The organism is Lactobacillus sp. W8093 (assembly GCF_016100925.1).
GTDB lineage: Bacteria > Bacillota > Bacilli > Lactobacillales > Lactobacillaceae > Lactobacillus > Lactobacillus helsingborgensis.
This window is the reverse complement of record NZ_JACFRL010000004.1, coordinates 49571-69467: the sequence shown is the minus strand read 5'-3', so window position 1 is coordinate 69467 and position 19897 is coordinate 49571. Positions and strand designations below refer to the sequence as shown.

The window sequence follows — 19897 nt, the reverse complement described above, 5'->3', positions numbered from 1 at the left end:
ATAACTACAAAAAAGAGGACTCCGAGAGGAATTCCCTTTTTTAGTGATGTAGTATAATATAGTATAATTAAGCGAGAATTAAGGAGAAAATGAATATGGCTGATAAAAAAACTTTTTATATCACAACACCAATCTACTATCCATCCGGCCGATTAACTATCGGTAATGCGTATACCACAATCGCAGCTGATGTGATGGCACGCTATAAACGCAGCCAAGGCTACGATACCTTCTTTTTAACTGGTACTGATGAGCACGGATTAAAAATTGAGCAAAAAGCGGAAAAGCAGGGGATTAAACCGCAAGAATTTGTAGATAAGATGGTTGTTACTTATAAAAAGTTGTGGAAAAGCCTTGATATTTCTTATGACAAATTTATTCGTACCACTGATCAAGAACACGTTAAAGGCGTACAAAAAATATTTGAACAACTTTTAAAGCAGGGCGATATCTATCTTGGCGAATATACTGGGTGGTATTCAGTAGAAGATGAGGAATACTTTACCGAATCCCAGCTGGCTGAAGTTTATAAAGATGATGATGGTAATGTGATTGGCGGTAAGGCGCCCTCAGGTCACGACGTCCAACTAGTTAAAGAACCATCATACTTTTTCAAAATGAGTAAGTACGCTGACCGGCTTTACCAATATTATCAAGAACACCCTGACTTTATCTTGCCCCACACCCGTGAGAAAGAAATGGTTAATAATTTTATTAAGCCTGGTTTGGAAGACTTGTCTGTTACTAGAACAACAGTTTCTTGGGGTATTCCAGTTCCTAGTGATCCTAAACACGTTGTTTATGTTTGGATAGACGCGTTATCTAACTATATTACAGCGCTTGGTTATGGGTCAGATGACGACTCTTTATTTAAAAAGTATTGGCCTGCTGATATTCATTTAGTCGGTAAGGAAATTGTTCGTTTCCACACTATTTATTGGCCTATTATGTTGATGGCTTTGGGACTACCATTACCTAAGCATGTTATTGGTCACGGCTGGGTATTAATGAAAGACGGTAAAATGTCTAAGTCCAAGGGTAACGCGGTCTACCCTGAATCAATAATCAGCCGCTATGGTGTTGACGCTTTGCGCTATTACTTAATGCGTGCCTTACCATTTGGCTCCGATGGTGTCTTTACACCAGAAGATTTTGTAGAACGGGTAAATTATGACTTGGCTAATGACTTGGGTAATTTACTTAATAGAACCGCTTCAATGATTAATCAATATCAAGATGGCTTAGTAAAACCAGTAGCACAAGATCAGGATGATTTTGGTAAAGACTTGATGCAGACTGCCCAAAAAGTGATTGCTAATTACAAGAAAGAAATGGATACCCTGCACTTTACCCAGGCGATTGAAGATATCTGGAAGTTTATTAACCGTGCAAATAAATATATTGATGAAACAACACCGTGGATACTAAATAAAGAAGGCAAGACTACCGAATTAGCGCGGGTAATGTCAAACTTGGCAGAAAGTCTGCGCATTATTGCCCTATTAATTGCTCCAATAATGACGAGAACACCGGTTGAAATGTACCGTCAGTTAGGACTTGATTGGCACAATGACGAACTGAAACAACTTGAGTTTGGCGCTTGCACATGGAACACAAAAGTGGTTGCTGATCCCAAGCCAATCTTCCCACGAGTAAAACCGGAAGAAGAAATTAAATACATTAAGGATGAAATGGCTAAGGCAAAGCCTAAGAAACAAAGCCGCAGTGAACAAGGTGAGGATAAAGAAATCAGCATTTCTGATTTTGATAAAGTTAAGATCCAAGTTGGTAAGATCTTATCTGTTGAACCAGTTCAAGGCTCTAAAAAGTTGCTGCAGTTCCAGCTTGATTTTGGCAACGGCGATGAAAGACAGATTTTAAGTGGTATCAGACAATATTATCCGAATGCCAGTGAGCTGCTGAGCAGAAAGGTTCTGGCTGTCACTAATCTTAAGCCGCGTAAAATGTTAGGTCATCTGAGCCAAGGCATGCTGCTTTCCAGTGAAAAACATGGTGAAGTAAAACTGGCTTTGGTCGGTGACGAACATGAAATTGGGGCCCAACTAAGTTAATGGAATTAATTGATAACCATACTCATTTACAAGATGAACCGTTTCGTGGCAAAGAAGAATTTTATTTAGATCGTGCTCAAAAGCTTGGTGTGACCAAGGTAATTTGTGCAGGACAAGATCCAGATTTTAATCACAGAGCAATTGATTTAAGTCAGCGCTTTGACCAAGTCTATGCTATGGTTGGCTACTGCCCTGATGTGGCTAAAAATTATGATCAAAAAGCAGAAGATCTTTTAATTGAGCAGCTGCAAATGCCCGGTGTAGTGGCTCTGGGCGAAGTAGGTTTAGATTACTATTGGGACGAGTCACCTCGCGCTTTCCAAAAAGAAGTTTTTGCCCGACAGGTTGAAGTGGCTCATGAACTAAAAAAGCCGGTAGATATTCATACCAGAGATGCTTTTGGAGACTGTTATGCTATTTTAAAAAATAGCAACTTAGAATACGGTGCCATTTTACACAGTTTCAATGGGGACGTTTCCTGGTTGAATAAATTTTTAGCTCTAAATGTCTACTTTTCATATTCTGGTGTCGTATCCTTTACTAAGGCGGTAGAAGTTCATGAAGCAGCGCGTAAAACTCCTTTAGATCGTTTGCTGGTTGAAACTGATGCGCCATATTTAACACCAAAGCCCTATCGCGGCAAACAAAATGAACCGGGAAATGTCTATTACGTGGCAAAAGCAATAGCAGAATTAAAGGGAATTTCACTAAATGAAGTTGCGCAGGCAACATACGAAAATACGATGAGGGTCTATGGTCTTAACTAAAAAACATTTTAACGCCGTGGTTGTAGTTGAAGGGAAAGATGATACCATTCGTCTTAAGCAATTTTTTCCGGGAATTGAAACAATTGAGACAAACGGGTCGGATGTGCCAGAAACAGTACTAACGCAATTACGGGAATTAGCAACCAAAAGAGAAATAATTGTTTTGACTGATCCTGATTTAAATGGTGAACGGATAAGACGATTGGTGACTGCTGCAGTGCCGACTGCTAAACAAGCGTTTATTTCTCGCAAAGAAGGGGAGCCTCAGAAGAAGGGCAACTCTTTAGGCGTTGAACATGCCTCTAAAGAAGCTCTTGCCAAAGCCTTATCGGATTTGCACGAAAACAAGCAGCCGAGTAGTGATTTGACAAAAGAAAAATATCAAAAACTTGGTTTAACTAGTGGAGCTAATTCTCGTAAATTGCGTGAGCAAGTGGGGATTAAACTGCGAATTGGTTACGGCAATGCTAAGCAGTTTTACCAACGATTACAAACGTTCGGTATTTCGCTTTCTACATTAGAACAAGCAGTTGAGGAGGCTAAAAATGAGCAATGAAATTCCTATTGGCTCTCCAATTAGAACGCAGGCAATTATTAACCGCTATTTCATGCGTGCTAAAAAGAATTTGGGTCAAAATTTTTTAGTAGATTTGGCTGCACTGCAAGGCATAGTCGAAGCAGCAGCAATTCAACCTGATGATCAGGTAATTGAAATAGGACCAGGAATTGGTTCTTTAACTGAGCAACTACTAATTGCAGGGGCCAAAGTTTTTGCCTATGAAGTGGATGAGAATCTAAAAGAGATTTTGTATAACGAATTACCGGCTAAAGTAAACGGGCAGCCTCTTGACCAGCTTTTTAAATTAAAAATGAAAGACATTTTAAAAGCTGACTTTACAGAAGATTTAGCAGGATTTTTTGACCTGGCTAAACCAATTAAAGTAGTCGCAAATTTACCGTATTACATTACGACACCTATTATTTTCTTCCTTAGTAATTCTTCGTTGCAGTTTACAAACTTAACTTTAATGATGCAAAAAGAAGTAGCAGAGCGCTTAAGCGCACATGCTGGAACAAAAAACTATGGTCCGTTGACAATTGCGGTTCAAGCGGAAATGAGCGTAAAGTCATTTTTGACGGTTAAAAGCAGCTCTTTTATTCCTAGACCCAAGGTTGATTCAAGCGTAGTGGTATTAAAGCCGCTGCCGGAAGAAAGTAAAATAAAAATTGATAATCCCGCACATTTTAACTGGGTGGTTAAAATGTGTTTTGCACAAAGACGCAAAACATTAAATAATAATTTAAAAACACTTCTGCCTGACAGTACAAAACGGTTGCGCCTAATTAGCTCCTTAGGAGTTGATGAGCGGGTTCGACCAGAACAGTTGACACTGAAGCAGTTTGTGGAAATTGCCCGCAATGTGCCGGTTAAAAAATGACGAAAATATTCTGGGGTTGTTTTTAAAAAGAATTGAAAAAATAATAATAAAGTGGTAAAATACAACTCAAAGGAGTTGTTTTCATTGCCAACATCTATTATGACCATTAAGAGTAAGCTGGATTCACATTTAGGTGATTCGTTAACTGTAGTTGCAAGAGCAGGACGTAAGAAGGTTACCAAAAGACGAGGAGTTTTAAAGGAGACCTTTCCCGCAGTTTTTGTGGTTGACCTAGATCAAGATTCAAATAATTTTAAACATGTTTCATACAGTTACACGGATTTGTTAACCAAAAACATTACTTTAAAGTTCGATTAATCAGCTTAAAAGCTGACCGTCTAAAATTTATATCTTTTGGCATTAACATTTGGTAAAATGTTAGTGCCTTTTTTTGCGGTTGAGTGTATAGTAGTAACTGGCAAAAGACAAACAATAGAAAGGAGATTCTATGAAACGTTCAGAGAGATTAGTAGATATGACTAAATATTTAATGGAACGACCACATGACTTAATTCCGCTGCCATTTTTTGCAAAAAGGTATGGTGCAGCAAAATCATCAATTTCAGAGGATCTTGCAATTTTAAAACATACATTAGCAAATAATCAAGACGGCATATTGGAAACTGTAGCAGGAGCAGCAGGAGGTGTGCGTTACATTCCCTTTTGGGGCAAAAAGCACGCTCAGAATTATTTAAATGAGTTGGCAACACGGATTGAAGATCCAGATCGTATTTTGGCTGGAGGGTTCGTTTACCTTTCAGATATTTTAGGTAATCCGGAAGACTTGGATAAGATTGGCAAATTAATTGCAACACGTTATGCTTATTCAAATATTGATATTGTGATGACTATCGAAACTAAAGGAATTGCACTAGCTCAAGCAGTTGCTCGTTACTTAAATGTTCCTTTTATAATTGCGCGCAAGCGTTCAAAGGTGACTGAGGGGGCAACTGTATCTGTAAATTATATTTCTTCTTCGCTTGATCGTGTTTCCAAAATGGAATTACCGACTAGGGTATTAAAAGAAAATTCCAATGTTCTGCTAGTAGATGATTTTATGATGGCAGGTGGTACCTTGACTGGTATGCAACAATTAGTCAAAGAATTTAATAGCAACATTGCTGGAGTTTGTGTATTATGCGAAGCAGATTTTGATGATGTTAAATTAATTGAAGGGCACCTTTCTTTAGTTAAAATTAAACGAGTAGATGATAAGAAAAAAGTCATTATGGCAGAACCTGGTTCATTAGTTGCACACACGGATTTTGACCGCTTTTAGTTTAAGAAATGATATACTAAATGATAATTATTATTCAAGAATATAAAAGAGGCTGAAGTTAATGAAAAAATTCGTAGTTGTTCTGGCGGCTGGCAAGGGAACCCGCATGAAGTCAAAACTATATAAGGTTTTACACCAAGTGTGCGGCAAGGCTATGGTCGAATATGTGGTGGATGCAGCTAAGGCAATTAAACCAGATAAGATAGTTACGATTGTTGGTAATGGTGCGGAAGAAGTAAAAAAAGTTCTTGCTGGCAAGTCTGAATTTGCTTTGCAAAAAAAACAATTAGGTACAGGAGATGCTGTCTTAACTGCTGCAGATAAACTGGCAGATCAAGATGGTGCGACCTTAGTAATAACTGGTGATACGCCATTATTTACAAGTCAAACTTTTCAAAAATTATTTGACTATCACCAAAGTAAGGACAATGCAGCTACAGTATTAACTGCTCAGGCTCCTAATCCTTATGGCTATGGCCGTATTATCCGTGATGAACAGGATAATGTCTTAAGAATTGTAGAGCAAAAAGACGGGACACCTGATGAATTAAAAGTAAACGAAATTAATACTGGTGTTTTTTGCTTTGACAATAAACAGCTTTTCAAAGCCCTGAAACAGGTCAATAACCATAATGCCCAAGGTGAATATTATTTAACAGATGTTTTGGAAATTTTACGCCGTCAAGGACAAAGAATTGGTGCTTACAAAATGCGTGACTTTACCGAAAGCATTGGTGTCAATGATCGCTCCGCTTTAGCTCAAGCTAATCAGCTGATGCAAAAACGAATTAACGAAAAGCACATGGCAAATGGAGTTACCTTTATTGATCCTGCCACAGCTTATATTGATGCAGATGTTAAAATTGGTTGTGATACTCAAATTGAAGGAAATGTGGTTATTAAAGGCAATACAGAGATTGGGTCAGGATCTATAATCGCTTCAGGCTCACGCATAGTTGATTCGAAAATAGGCAATCATGTTACTGTCACCTCATCTACTATTGAAGAAGCAGAAATGGCTGATTTTTCCGATATTGGTCCAAATTCACATTTGCGTCCTAAAGCTATTATTCGCAAGGGCGCACATATCGGCAATTTTGTAGAAATTAAAAATGCTGAAATTGGTGAGAATTCTAAAGTTGGTCATTTAACTTATGTTGGGGATGCAACTTTAGGTCGTGACGTTAATGTTGGTTGCGGCACTATTTTTGCTAATTATGATGGCGTTAAAAAAGAACACACTAACGTTGGAGATCATGCGTTTATTGGTTCAGGTGCTACCTTAGTGGCACCGGTTAATATTGCTGATCATGCTTTTGTAGCAGCAGACTCAACAATTACTAAAGATGTAGCTAAATATGATATGGCGATTGCGCGTGGCCGGCAAGTGAATAAGCCAGATTATTGGCATAAATTGCCACTTGCAAATGATCCTGAATGGAAATAGGTTAGCTATAATTTAAAATAAAAAGAGTTGGAATAAATGTGTTAATCTGAAAAATTAATCACGCTAATGAAATCTGCCAACTCTTTTTAATTTTGTTAAGAAAATAAATAGCCCTAGAGTTTCAATAACTCAAGGGCTATTTTATTTAAACTAAGTTAACTATTTAAAGTTAGCTTGCTCAACATATTTGTTTTTAGCAATAATATAATATTTCTTATTGTTGATTCTGACTGCGCTGCCGTATGTTTTGACAACTTTATGTTTATGCAAAACTTTTTTACTTATCCGAATACCGTGTTGACTGTAAACGTAAGCATTATGTTTCAGCTTAAGTTTCTTAGCGTCAATATTTGCAGCGGCAATGAATAAGCCATCGTCTAACATGTAGTAGCCTTTATTATTAATCATTTGGAAATTAACCGTATTAACAGTTGATCCTGCAAGAATAATCAGTTTATTAGCACGTTTGCCGTTTTGATCATACAGATATGAACTATGCATAATAGTCTTTTCGACCACCGGTTGCTGCTTTTCAGTCACAGGTTCGTTGACCGGGATTGCTGTAACAGCTGTAACTGCAGTTTTTTGAATTGCAATATTTGTAGCCTTAACATAACGGTTTTTAGCAATAATGAAGTACTTCTTGCCCCGAATGGTTACTGCACTACCGTACGTATTAATATTATTGCCTTTTCTTAACACACCCGCTTTCTTAATTCGTTTGCCATGTTTATTGTAAACATAAGCATTATGTTTTAATTTTCGACTGGTTGAAACTACATTGCCAATAGCAACATAGTAGACTTGGTTCTTATTGCCTCGATCAACCAGAATGTAATAGTGTTTCCCGTTAATTTCTTTGGTGCCATATGAAGTAATGACTGAACCGGCACCAAGGACAACCTTATTAGCACGCTCACCATTTTTGTCATATAGGTAGGCATTGTGCATTAAAGCCAATTCTTCGCCATGGCTTAAATCAAGTTCTGGTTCTTCTTTTTCTTCCTCGCCAGTATTATCAACAGGTTTATTGTCAACTGGGGCAGGGACAGATTGAGTGGTAGAGCTATGATTATTTTCGTGCTGACTATTATCATGAAGAATATGGTCAATAGTAGTAGAATCTGTAGCATCAAGATAAATTTGGTTAATAGCATCATCACGCAGTTTAGTAATTGTCTGACTGTCATTAACCTCAGGCTGATTAAGCGCATTATTTGCAGTATTCAGATCAGTATTAATTTGGTTAATAATAGCTTTCTTTTCTTGCTCAGTGTATTTGCCAGTGGACTGAATTTCACTTGTAGCTGCTTTTTGTACCTCCGCTAGAGCCCCAGCAGCAATTGCCTTTTCACCAGCTAATTCTGTTGCAGCGAGTTTATCCGCGTTGACAGGATCATTGAGCGCATCTTTAGCATTTTCGTAAGCTTGATCAACACTAGTGGTGTTGGCTTTATCCTTAAACCTGTCTGTAAGAGCCTTAACAGCGGAATCATAGGCGGCTTTCAGTCTTTCTTCTTGTACTTTGCTATTGTTGTTTAAAACATCTTCAAGTTCTTTACTATCACTTACAATAATACTGCTTATCTTGTCAACTGCATCCTTTCTGGCAGTTTCTATTCCAGTAGAATCTTGAGCTTGAGCAATAGTGCCCGTTTGATCCGAGTTGGCTTTAGCTGCTTCTTGGTCAATGCGGTCTTTTATTGCCTGTTTTTCAGTATCAGTATAATCGTTACCATCCTGATGTTTTAATTTATCAACATGGTTTTTAGCGTTAGTAGCAGTGTCAATTACCGAACCTTTAGCTATTTCTTTTTCAGCTGCAATCTTATCAGCTGCAATATCTGCAGGTGAATCACCATTGACACGTGAATGATCCTGGTAGGCTTGATCAACGCTGGTGGTATCGGCATTTTCACCAAACTTGTCTTTTAGTTCAGCAACTGCTTTTTGGTGTTTATCAGCCAAATCGTTATTTGCCTCTGCTTTAAGTAAACTAATGGATTCATTTTTGGCAGCATTACCGGCGCTGTTAATATCAGCTTTGGCAGTTTCTGTGATTTTATCAATTTGGTTCTTTTTGTCAGTTGTATCGCCTATAGGAGCATTAACTGCATCAATTTTATCCTTGGCCTTTTGGCTATCAGCTTTAATTTGCTCTTTCAGCCTGTCTTTTGATTCAGTAGATAATTTATCATTACCGTCAATTTCTTTAGTAACCTTATCAGCTTCTTCGTCAATGTCAGCTTTAGCATTTTCCTTATTGATAATAGTCATAGTCTCATCATAAGCAGCACTGACAGTCTGGATATTTTGAGCTTCATCAATAGCTTTTATTTGTTCATCAATACGATCTTGCACTTCTTGAGCCAGTTTATCTTTTAATCTGTCTTTTAATGTCTTGTAGGCGTTTTTGATGCCAGTCACGCCATCAGCACCTGCAAAAGCATTTTTTTGCTCATCATTAAACCATTCTGGTTCAGTGCCGGTTTCAGGTTTAGTTAACAGACGATCAATGTTTTGACCAATGTTTGTTTCATCTATGTCGCTAATTGCTGTAGCCTTTTCTATATTCTGGAAACTCTGTTGATAAGCATCATCAATTGCAGCTTTAGCTGCCTTCTTCTGCTTGGCAGTTAATTGAGACTGATCAATTATATTATGGGCCTTAGTTTGTTTATCCTTTAGAATACCTTCAGCTTTTGTCTTTTGACCAGCTAGGGCGGCTTGATCTTTAATGGCACTGAACTTGTCAACTGCTTGATCTCGTTTGCCATTTATTTGGTCTTTAGGCTCTGTTTCAGATTGTTGAACAGAATTAATGTCAGTTTTCGCTTTTTCCACAAGTTTTTGAATTTGTTCCTTCTGCTTTTGCTGGTCTGCTGGCGACAAACCTGATTTTTCTATAGCAGCATTTGCTTCTTTTTGAGCTTGTTCGACTTGAGAGATTGCCTCTTGTTTAGCTTTGACTATTTCGGCTTTTTCTTGCGCAACTTGGAAAATACGGTCGATTTCTTTTTTACCGAAATTAGGAATTTCATCCTGTTGAGCTTTACCTTGTTGGGCATTTTGAGCTTGTGCTAGTGCATTTTCGTAAGTATTCTCAAGTTTAACTCCCGCAATCTTATCTATGGTTCTATTGACGGCTTCATCAAGTTGCTTTTGCAGTTCTTCAATTTGGTCTTGCTCTAGATTAGTTGCCGCACTGGCAATTTCCCCTTTATTTTTAAGGTATTCCTTAAACTTGTTAATCAGATTATTTTTTTCCGCAGTCAGTTGACTTGGCAACTTGGCCTGATCAATATTTGTTTTGGCATCTTGTTCTAACTGTGACAGCTTATCACTTGTACCGGCATAAATTAAACTAATAAAGTTATTTAAAACTCGTTCAATATCATTATATCCGCTAGCGACATCATTACCGGCTAAGTCTAAACCATCAATATCAGTTTTGGCACTTGCAGCATATTCTTTCAGGCCTTTAACTATTTGATTTTTATTATCAAAGTCATCACCTAATTTGCTAATTGTGGTAATGCCTTCACTTGCAGCTGTTTGAATTTGCGTAATAGTGTTTTGCTTATTATTTCTAGCGGCAATAATATTAGCAGCAGCTTTCTTTTGCTCTTGGTCTATTTGGGCTTTCATTTTGTCAGCGACAGCGCTGTCTTCAGTTTTAGCAGCTTTAGCTTTAGCGCTATTGGCAGCAGTTTGTAGATCGTTTAGAGCTTGAGCTAGAGCTTCTTCTTTATCAATATCACTGCCAATGTTGTTAAGAGCAGTCTCACTTTTACTTCTGGCATCATTGATTTTATCTTGAGCAGTTGCAGCAGAAATCTTGGTTTTAGCAGTGCTTAAAGCTGCGCTAATAGCATTGCTTAATTCGTCAACCTGACTTTGATCAAGTTTATTTTGCAACAGGTCATTCTTTAAGCGTTCGCTTAATTTCTGCGCTTGTTCGACAAGTTTATTGTATGCGACATTTTGTTCTTCCAGTAAAGCAGCATTATTCTTGGCATTTTGCACCATACCATTAATTGCACCTTCGCCTGCTGCTTTAGCTTTTTCAACTTCAGTTGAAGTTTGTGCTTGATTAATATTTTGGATAGCCGTTTCTTTATTTGAATTGATTTGTTCAATCAATTTGGCTTTTTCTTCGTCACTTAAGGCTGACTGGTCAATGCTATTGATAGCATTCTTAGCTGTTTCGGCAATATCTTCTAAATATTTATTGGCATTATTCTTAGCAGCTTGTAATTGGGCAGCACTCAAAGCTTTGTCAATGTTAATAATTCCAGTATTCTTAGCAGAATCTATATCGGTTTCAGTTTGTTGACCATTAACTTGGTTAACAGCTAAATTTTTAGCATCCGCTGCCTGACTCTTATATTTGTCCTTTTCTTGGTCGCTTAAACCCGCAATTTGGTCAATTTGAGATAAGATTCCCAGGACAGCAGGATTATTAGTTTGGCCGTTGAGTTCTTCAGTAAGCTTTTTAATAGCACCGGCTTTAGCCTGTTTAATTTCCTGAGCATATTTATCATCTGCAGTAGACTTAATAGCTTTTATCTGCTTAATAGCAGTATCTTTAATGTCCAAGACTGAATTGCTTTCTTCGGCCGCATCAATGGCTGAATTAGCAGTATCAATGATTGAATCAACGCTATCTTGATCTGCCTTATCTTTCAGGCTATTCTTGATTTCGTTAGCAGCATCTTTAATAGTTTTTCTAGCTTGCGCTTTAGTAATTGCCAAGTTGCCGCTGGCTTCAGCTTTATTAATGACAGTAATAGTATCGGTAGTTATTTTATTGACGTCATTTTTGCTTTTGACGTTTTGTAATTTGTTGATGGCATCAGCAGCAGCCTGATTAATAGCTGTGATTGCCTGATCATATCGGGGTTTAGCGTCAGCCTGTTCTTCTTCGGTCAGCGAATTATAGGAGGAATTCAACCTATTAATTGCTTCACGAACTGCGTTTTTTATAGTTTTTTCGCTGTTATTTTTGGCCTCTGCCAAATCAGCAGCAGTAGCATCTGCTACTACTTGGTCAATAGCATTTTTGCCGTCGCTTTTAGCTTGATCAACTGCATCATTAGCCTTTTGCAACTCTATATTTTGCTTAGCCTTATCCCGTTCGTCATTTATTTTTGAGATAGTCTTGCTCTTATCAGCACCAGACATTGAAGACTGATTAATGTTGTCAATTGCTTGTGTAGCAATTTTATCAATTTCGTTCTTGGCGTTATTAATATTGGTATCAAGGCTTTGAGCATCCCGGATTACCTTACGCATGTTATCGTTGCCTGTTTGCTTTTCAGTATCAACTTGATCAATAGGAGCATTCTTAACTTTGTTAACTGCATCATTGTAATCATCGTTTAACTGCTTAATTAGCCCGTCTTTTGTACTACTATTGACATTTTGTAAACCTGAAATTTTATCGTTTACATCGTTGTAAACGCTCAATAATTCTTTCAGCGCAGCATTTCTAGTTGACTGTAGGGCTGCTTTATCGCGAATTTTATTTAAGGCCTCGCGACTAGCATTAGCTGCTGCAGCAATTTCTTCTTTAGTAGTGGCATTTTGAATATTAGTTTTTGCTGTCGTTAATGCTGCAGCAATTTCTCCATAGTAGCTATTCTTTTCTTGACCGGAAAGGTTAGGATTTTGTTCGATATCCGCACGAATTGTTTCAGCTAAAGAATTTAGTCCATTATCTTGGTTAGTTAATGCCTCATTTTTTTGTTGCTCTAAGAATTTTGCTTCTTCGCTTGTAATACTGCCAGCAACATTAGCCATAGCAGCAACGCCGTCATCTCTATCTTTAACTACTTGGTCAATGGTAAAGTCATTATAAACCTTGCTGGTTGCTGTTTCGTAGAAGCCATTAATCTTACTTGTTAAGGCGTCTTTTTGCTCGCTATTAATTTTATTATCTGCAAAAGCCTGATTGATAGTGGCTAAGTCCTTTTCTCTCTCGGCTTGCAAAGCTTTATTTGCTTGAGATTTAGCGACCGCCAATTGAGCAGCTGCCAAGTCCTTGTTGATACTATCTTTAGCAGCTTGCTTGGCAGAATTAATACCATCAGTGTCTTTAGCTGCATTAATATCTGCCTTGGCATTAGCTAAGTCTTTAGCAATCAGTTCTTTAAAATGTTGTTTATCTTCAGGGCTTAAATCGGAGTCAGCAAAGCCATCAATTTTGTCTTTAGCTGCTTGAGCTGCATTTTCAATTTCTGTAATTGCAGTTTTGTGTTGTTGATCTAAATTATTGGTAGCAGCGTTCGCGGCATTATTCTGATAGTCTGTAATATTTTTAATGGCATTGTCTCGATCTGTTTCAATTGCATTTTCATCTTCGTCTTGAGAAACATTGGCAATCCCTTTATCGGCTGCAGCGTTAATTAGATCTTGATACTTAGTACTATCTGCATCACTCAGGTTCTTATTGCCCTTAATTTCAGCAATTGCTTTGTCTCTAGCAGTTTGAATATCCGTAATAGCTTGATTGCGTTGGCCCTTGATGTTCTGTTCGTTAAGCAAATCGTTTAATGCAGCAGTACCTTCTTTGGTAGCTTTGTCAATGTCTGCTGGAGTTTCTCCCATATCAATGCGGTCGTAATATCCCTGATTACCAGTAAGCAAATCATTGGCTTTATTCAAGGCTTCATCTTTATTTTTAGCCGTTAAGTTAGGATTATTCTGAATTTTGTTAACAATGTCTTGTTTAACTGTTTCCAGTTGCTTTTTAGCAGCAGCCTTATAAGCACTCAAAACGTTCTGCTTACCGTCAATAATATCCTGGTTAATAGCGGTAAGTGAGTCATGGCTATCAATCGTGTTGGTAGCATTAGTGACCGCGTTATCAATATTAGACTCTTGCTCAACTCCTAAATTACTTTTTGCTTCATCTGCGTCTTGTTTAACTTGCGCTTTAACAGCTGTCTTATAAGCGTCTAAAACATTCTTTTTACCGTTAATAATGTCTTGTTTAATATCAGTAGCAGAATTGTGACTGTCAATCGTGTTACCGGCATTGGTGACTGCGTCATCAATATTAGTTTCTTTAGTTACTCCTAAATTAGTCTTAGCAGTATCTGCATCTTGTTTAACTTGTGCTTTAGCATTTTCTTTAAATGCGTTTAAGATATTTTCTTTAGCTGCTTTTTCCGCTTGGACAATATTTTGGCTACTTGCAGCATTATCTTCAATTTTATCAATTGCCGCTAAGGCATCTGTCATGGCGGTTTCGGCTTTGCCAACTTGACCGAGGACATTTTCATAGACTTTAGTATAACCAACAATTTCTGCTTTAGCAGCTGCTTTGTTAATTAAACTTTTAGCAGCAGCTTTTCTCTTATTGATAATTTCGTCATCATCAGTGCCGTAAATAGATTTACTGGTATCACCAGTTGTAACTGTTGCAGCAGCAACAACTTGGTCTATGTCATCAAGATATTGTTTTTGTTCATCCTCAGATAAACCAGAATTTTGAATCCGTTCTTTAGCTTGGGTAGCTGCTTCTTTAATATTTTTTGCTGCCTGGTCTTTTTGCTTACCGGTATGGGTACCCTTAATATGATCAAGACCCTTATTAACGTCTTCTTTCGGATTATTGCTGCTAATAATATCTTTAATCACCTGATTTAAGGCATTTTGAATGTCTTCTTTATCATCTGCATGCTGCGTAATTTGTTCTTTAGCAGCATCTTCTAAAGTTTTGACGGCAGCAATAGTATCCTGAACGCCTTGAATTGCGCCTTTTGCTTCTTTTTGATGGTTATCAATAGTTTTTTCATTATCGTCTTGATCAAGATCACCTTCGGTAGCAACGATTTCTTTTGGTCGCTTTAGCCGATCTTTTAAACCAGTAATCAATTCGTCAACAGGCGATTGGACGTTGTCATCTTTAGCAGCTTCAGCAATAGCATTTTCCACGTTTGAAATTGCTTGCTTGATGTCTGTTCTGGCATTTTCACGATAATCTTTACCAATTTGGTTGATGGCATCAATCCCGTCACTAACAACCTGATTGAGGTTGGTAGAGTTTGTTTCCGGAGCATCAACAGTGCTTATTGCCTTATCTTTTGCTGCATTTATTTTTTCTGTCTGTGAAGGAAACTTAGAAATTTGCTCATTAGCTTGGCTAGCTAACTTATCTTTTGCATCCTTTTTGGCATTTTCATACTCTGCTTGACTTTGGACTGTTTGTATAGCCTTCTCAACCAAGTCTAAAACCGTCTTTTTTCTATTATTTACTTCGCTAATCGCAGTCTTGGAAGGTTGCACCCCGTAAACTGATTTGCTGGAATCATAATTGCTGTCCCTACTATTTGCGGCATACTTAGCGGCTTCATTCAGTGCGTCAGTGAATGCTTTTTCCTGATCTGCAGTCAAATTATTTGGCTTATCGGCTTTAGCTTTGTTAATGGCATCTTTAATTGCCTGAGCTGCTTCTTGTTGTATTGCACTAAATGGTTTAATTCCCAGACTAACTGTAGTAGGGCGAACGCCATTGGCAACGTCTAACGGACTGTATTCAATAAAGTTCGCATGTGGAGTTAGTTGAATTGTAGCGTCTTTAGCCATTTTAGTGGTGATTTCAGCAGGAATAGTAATGGTAAAGGTGCCGTCTGGAGCTACTTTAGCGGCAAATTTGGTAGGTAATGCTGCTAAATCATTTGCTTCACCGCGATAAGTATCAACTGTTTCAGCGTATGGATTAGCTATGGTGGAATCAATAACAGGTTGACCATTTTTGTATACACCACTATCTTTAAACCTGGCTAAAACATAGGCTTCAGTACCACCGGGTAAGATATTCTTAAAAAAGTTATCACTATCAGGACCATCTTTTGCAGGATCATAGTATAATACATGACCTTTGACTAGTTTTGAACCATCTTCTTGACTGGTTACTGTCACATCTTCTGGGTCTATGTCTAAGAACCCACTTTGATTAGCCGGCGTAAATCTGATGTTATTGTAGCCTGGATTATCCTTGCTGGAAAAAGCTGCTTCGACGATAGCCCGAAAGAGCTGGTCATACCTTTGATGATTGTACTTTTGCAGCAATTTCTGGAAGTTTTCAGGCGCTTTATTGAGAATAGCATTAAGCTGTGGACTATCTTTTTTTGCTTTTTCTAAGTCAAAGATTCTTTGACCGTTTAAAACTTCCAAATTGTTAACTGCAACAGTTTTAGCGGTTTTTTCAACTTGTAAGACATGGAAAGGCGGTAGCACTATATTGTTGTTGCTATCAACTGATCCATTCAAAAGATCACTAAGGTTTAAGGATTGACGAACATTTGTCACGGTAATTTTGTTTTCACCGATAATACTGGTGCGGTCGTTGTTGTTCAGATGAGCATCTAAAACAAGAGATGTTGGGTTATTGACAATCAATTGCCCGGTGTTTGCTACATCAACCAGCTTTATTGCACCTGTACCGGCATTACCAACTAGTTGAATTTCAAAACCACCGTTTTGGACATTGGCTGTACCATCAATTTGCACTAGCGAACCAGTATAATTGCCCATGTTTTGCCCAGTAATCTTGAGAGCACCGCCGGAGTTAATGGCAAAGTCACCCCCAATATAAATCAAATTTTGTTTATCTCTTGTAGAAATATTACCATTTGTGTTGACGTTAATAATGCCGCCTCTACCAATATTAACTTTTGATTTGGCATTATCTAGGTAAATAGCTCTGGCTTGACCGTTATTTTGTTTGCCAGCATAATTAATTCCTTCACTTTGTCCGATGTTAATGTTCACCTGACCATGAACAGTTACTTGTCCATCATCACTAATAAAGATGGCACTGACTGGATTGCCGTGTTCACTGTTATTAGCACCATTTGTGCCGTCGTACGTTTTAAGTGGGGTTAGGTTAACAACTGCTCCTTCTTCAACATTTAAGGAGTTGCCTTCTCCTCTCATTTCAATCAAGGTGCCGCCAAATGTTGAACCGTCAAAGTGGCAACCCGCTTTAAAAGTAATGCTATTATTGCTATTGGTAAATTCTAAAAGTTGCTGATTGCTACCATCAAATAACCAACCGACACTACTTGGAATTTTGACAGTTTCCGCATGAATTTGTCCTTCAAAAATAATATCGGTATTATTTCTGGTAAAGACTAACTGTGAACCATAAAAGACAATATTTCTAAAAGTAACTCTAGCTTTTTGGTCTCTATTCATATTAGAGGTATTAATGACACCATAATAGTCAGTACTCTTCAGTATCAGGTTTTCGTAAGTCATATCTAAAGAAGAATTACTGGCAAGAGTAGGATCGATACCCTTGAAGTCAAGAGTGTACTTCGCATTACCAGCAGACTTAATTAATAATTTTCTGCCTTGAAAGTTGGAGTGGCGTTTATCTTTGTCAGCACTAATATTATTGGTGATATCGATCTCGCTTACACTACTATCTGTTAGAGCACTAATAAAGTCCTTCCAGTTACCTACGCTTCTTTTTTCGCCAGCATCTCTTAAATCTCTATTGGTGATTTTGCTAGTTAAACTGTCTTGCTTTTGCTCAGGTTGAGCACTATCTGAAATATTAACTGCGGTAGAATCAACCGTTTTATCTTGGCTTTTTTGCGCATTATCGTTTTGCGCATTATCGTTTTGCACATTGTCAGTGACAGAATTCTGTTTGTCATCTTTAACCGCATTGGTGTCTTCGCCGTCCGTTTTGACCTCTGCATTACTTTGCTCACTATTGCTGCTATTTTCCCTTAAAAAAGAACTTAAGCCAGAAAACGTTCCTAAATTTGGTTCGCTTTCTGGCTTTGTGGTTTTGGTCATATTATTAGTAGCAGTAGTTGAATTTTGAGCAGCATTATCCCTAGGAGTAGGAGTGGGAGTTGCCTGAGCGTCAATTTTTGCTGTTACTTTTGACTTTTTGCTTATTTGTTGGGGTGGAATAACAGTATCAGCACTAACTGTTTTACTGCTAAGTCCTAGGTAAGTAAAGCCAAGCAATACTGAGGCAGCGCCAATACTCAATTTACGAATTGAGAAATGGTCTTGCTTAGCTTGCATTGCCATTTTTTTCACCCGTTCATTGTTATTATTCTTTCCTAACATAACAAATGTCCTTTCTTATTTGCAACTGCTATACAATTATCAATTTAGTAGATGCCTATATAAATGTCAATTATTGCGATTATAATATCATTAGTTTATACATAACAGGACTTTTAAAATACAATGCTACTTATAATTTAGATAACAAAATTTTTATAACTAAAGCCAAATAAATTTAATAAAAATTTCATTTAGCAATTGTTTTAAACAAAATAATTAACAAAAATAGCAGATTTGTTAGGAGTCTGGTATTGCAACACTATTGTAAAATACAAGAAAGTGCTATCATAAATTTAATAGAAGGAGGTTACATCATGTTTAAATGGATTATGAAACAACCTGACTCAGATAGGTTGGTTCCTCAAGCTAAAATTGCCAGTACCTACAGGTGGAGACAATTCGGGGTTTTGCTAGCAACATGTATAGGTTATATTGGTTACTATATTATTCGCCTTGTTTTTACAACTGAACAGAATGATATTATGAAAGAATATCATTTTACTACTGCTAATATTGGTTTGATTTTATCTTGTTTTGGTATTGGCTATGGAGTCGCAAAGCTTTTTATGGGCGTTTTAGCGGATAAATGTGATTCTAACCGTTACTTAATGATGGGACTTTTGTTATCAGCAATATTAAATATCTTTTTAGGTTCAACACGTAACCTGTATTTAATGATGCTGTTAATGTTCTTAATGGCTGTTACACAAGGAATGGGTGCTGCCGCATGCCAAAAAATGATTCAGTTGTGGTGGGGACCTAGAATGAGAGGAACAATGTATTCCATTTGGTCTTCCGCTCATAATGCCGGATCATTTATTTGTGTTGCGATTGTTCAATTGGCTGTTTTCTTATTTTCAGGCTCAATACCCGCAGTCTTTTATACGTCATCTGCAATTTCATTTCTAATTTGTATCCTAATTTTGGTTTTAGGAGCTGATAGGCCTAGAGTTGTAGGCTTACCGGATATTTCTACTTATACAGGTGATAAAGTCATTTTGGACAACGGTCAGGTTTCTACTGCCGATCAAACAGATTTAAGTGTTGGTCAAATTTTTGTTAAATACATATTACAAAATAAGTTGGTTTGGGCCGTTACCCTGACGTCAATGTCGCTTTACCTTGTTCGTTATGGTATTCAAAGCTGGATTCCGTCATATTTAGTTCAAAATAAGGGGTTTGATCCTGCAGCTGCCAAATGGGTTATTGGTATTTTTGAATTGGCATCAGTTCCCGGAGTAATCATTATTGGTGCTATTTCGGACGCTCTCAAAGGACGCCGCGCACTAGTTTCAATTGCATGCGTGATTGGTACGCTAATTTGTTTAACGTTTTACTTTTTCAGTAATAATCATACTTTAATTATTATTGCGCTGATTATTATGGGTAATTTAATATACGCTCCATTGACTCTTGTAGGTTTAATGATCAATGAGGTTGTTCCCAAATATGCTGTAGGTGCTTCGACTGGTTTCATGGGCTTCTTTCAGTATATTTTTGGTGAAACTCTGGCAACAGCCTTAATTGGTATTTTGGTTGACAAGTTTGGCTGGATTGCCAGCAACTCGGTCTTATATGTTGCTTCCTTTGCTGCTTTAATCTTTCTGTTTTATACTGCGATTAGTGAAAATAAACTCCGTAAAGAAGCAGCTAAATAATTAAGCTACCAGTAATTCGCGCTTTGACTTGCTTGAAAAAGATTAGTTTTACCGTATTTTTACATTTGTGCAATTGTATTAAGAAAAGGTAAGCAATTCTTTACTGACGGCTTGCGAACGATTTTTTAGTATACA

9 protein-coding genes are annotated in these 19897 nt (G+C 37.5%); 8 read left to right on the top strand and 1 reads right to left on the bottom strand.

Features of this window, described 5'->3' with window-relative positions:
• Positions 1–95: 95 nt before the first annotated feature.
• The 7 genes from metG (at position 96) to glmU (ending at position 7004) form a co-directional block, all read left to right on the top strand.
• Positions 96–2072, top strand: a complete 1977-nt coding sequence (gene metG / locus H3T47_RS03730) for a methionine--tRNA ligase (protein ID WP_199282598.1) — start codon at positions 96–98, stop codon at positions 2070–2072.
• Entirely contained in the window at positions 2072–2839 is a 768-nt protein-coding gene (locus tag H3T47_RS03725; RefSeq protein WP_199282597.1) for a TatD family hydrolase, read from the top strand. The genes metG and H3T47_RS03725 overlap by 1 nt, the downstream gene beginning before the upstream one ends.
• Positions 2826–3395, top strand: a complete 570-nt coding sequence (gene rnmV, locus H3T47_RS03720) for a ribonuclease M5 (RefSeq protein WP_046327566.1) — start codon at positions 2826–2828, stop codon at positions 3393–3395. Before H3T47_RS03725 ends, rnmV begins: the two co-directional genes overlap by 14 nt.
• Positions 3385–4278 carry a 16S rRNA (adenine(1518)-N(6)/adenine(1519)-N(6))-dimethyltransferase RsmA gene (gene rsmA / locus H3T47_RS03715; protein ID WP_199282596.1) on the top strand — a complete coding sequence of 298 codons (894 nt, stop codon included), beginning with the start codon at positions 3385–3387 and terminating at the stop codon, positions 4276–4278. The genes rnmV and rsmA overlap by 11 nt, the downstream gene beginning before the upstream one ends.
• Positions 4279–4362: 84 nt before the next feature.
• Positions 4363–4596, top strand: a complete 234-nt coding sequence (locus H3T47_RS03710; RefSeq protein WP_038524013.1) for a Veg family protein — start codon at positions 4363–4365, stop codon at positions 4594–4596.
• Between the two features lie 130 nt (positions 4597–4726).
• The gene (gene purR, locus H3T47_RS03705) at positions 4727–5557 is read left to right on the top strand and encodes a pur operon repressor (RefSeq protein ID WP_038524010.1); all 831 of its coding nucleotides are present in this window, start codon (positions 4727–4729) and stop codon (positions 5555–5557) included.
• Positions 5558–5618: 61 nt separating this feature from the next.
• A complete protein-coding gene (gene glmU / locus H3T47_RS03700) occupies positions 5619–7004 on the top strand; it encodes a bifunctional UDP-N-acetylglucosamine diphosphorylase/glucosamine-1-phosphate N-acetyltransferase GlmU (protein ID WP_199282595.1) in 1386 nt (461 codons plus the stop codon).
• A gap of 159 nt (positions 7005–7163) precedes the next feature.
• Here glmU and H3T47_RS03695 read toward each other — a convergent pair whose 3' ends face one another.
• A complete protein-coding gene (locus H3T47_RS03695) occupies positions 7164–18065 on the bottom strand; it encodes an SLAP domain-containing protein (protein ID WP_199282594.1) in 10902 nt (3633 codons plus the stop codon).
• Positions 18066–18418: 353 nt separating this feature from the next.
• Here H3T47_RS03695 and H3T47_RS03690 point away from each other — a divergent pair, with 353 nt between their 5' ends.
• Positions 18419–19762, top strand: coding sequence for an MFS transporter (locus H3T47_RS03690; protein WP_109918734.1), 1344 nt, complete (start codon positions 18419–18421; stop codon positions 19760–19762).
• Positions 19763–19897 lie beyond the last annotated feature (135 nt).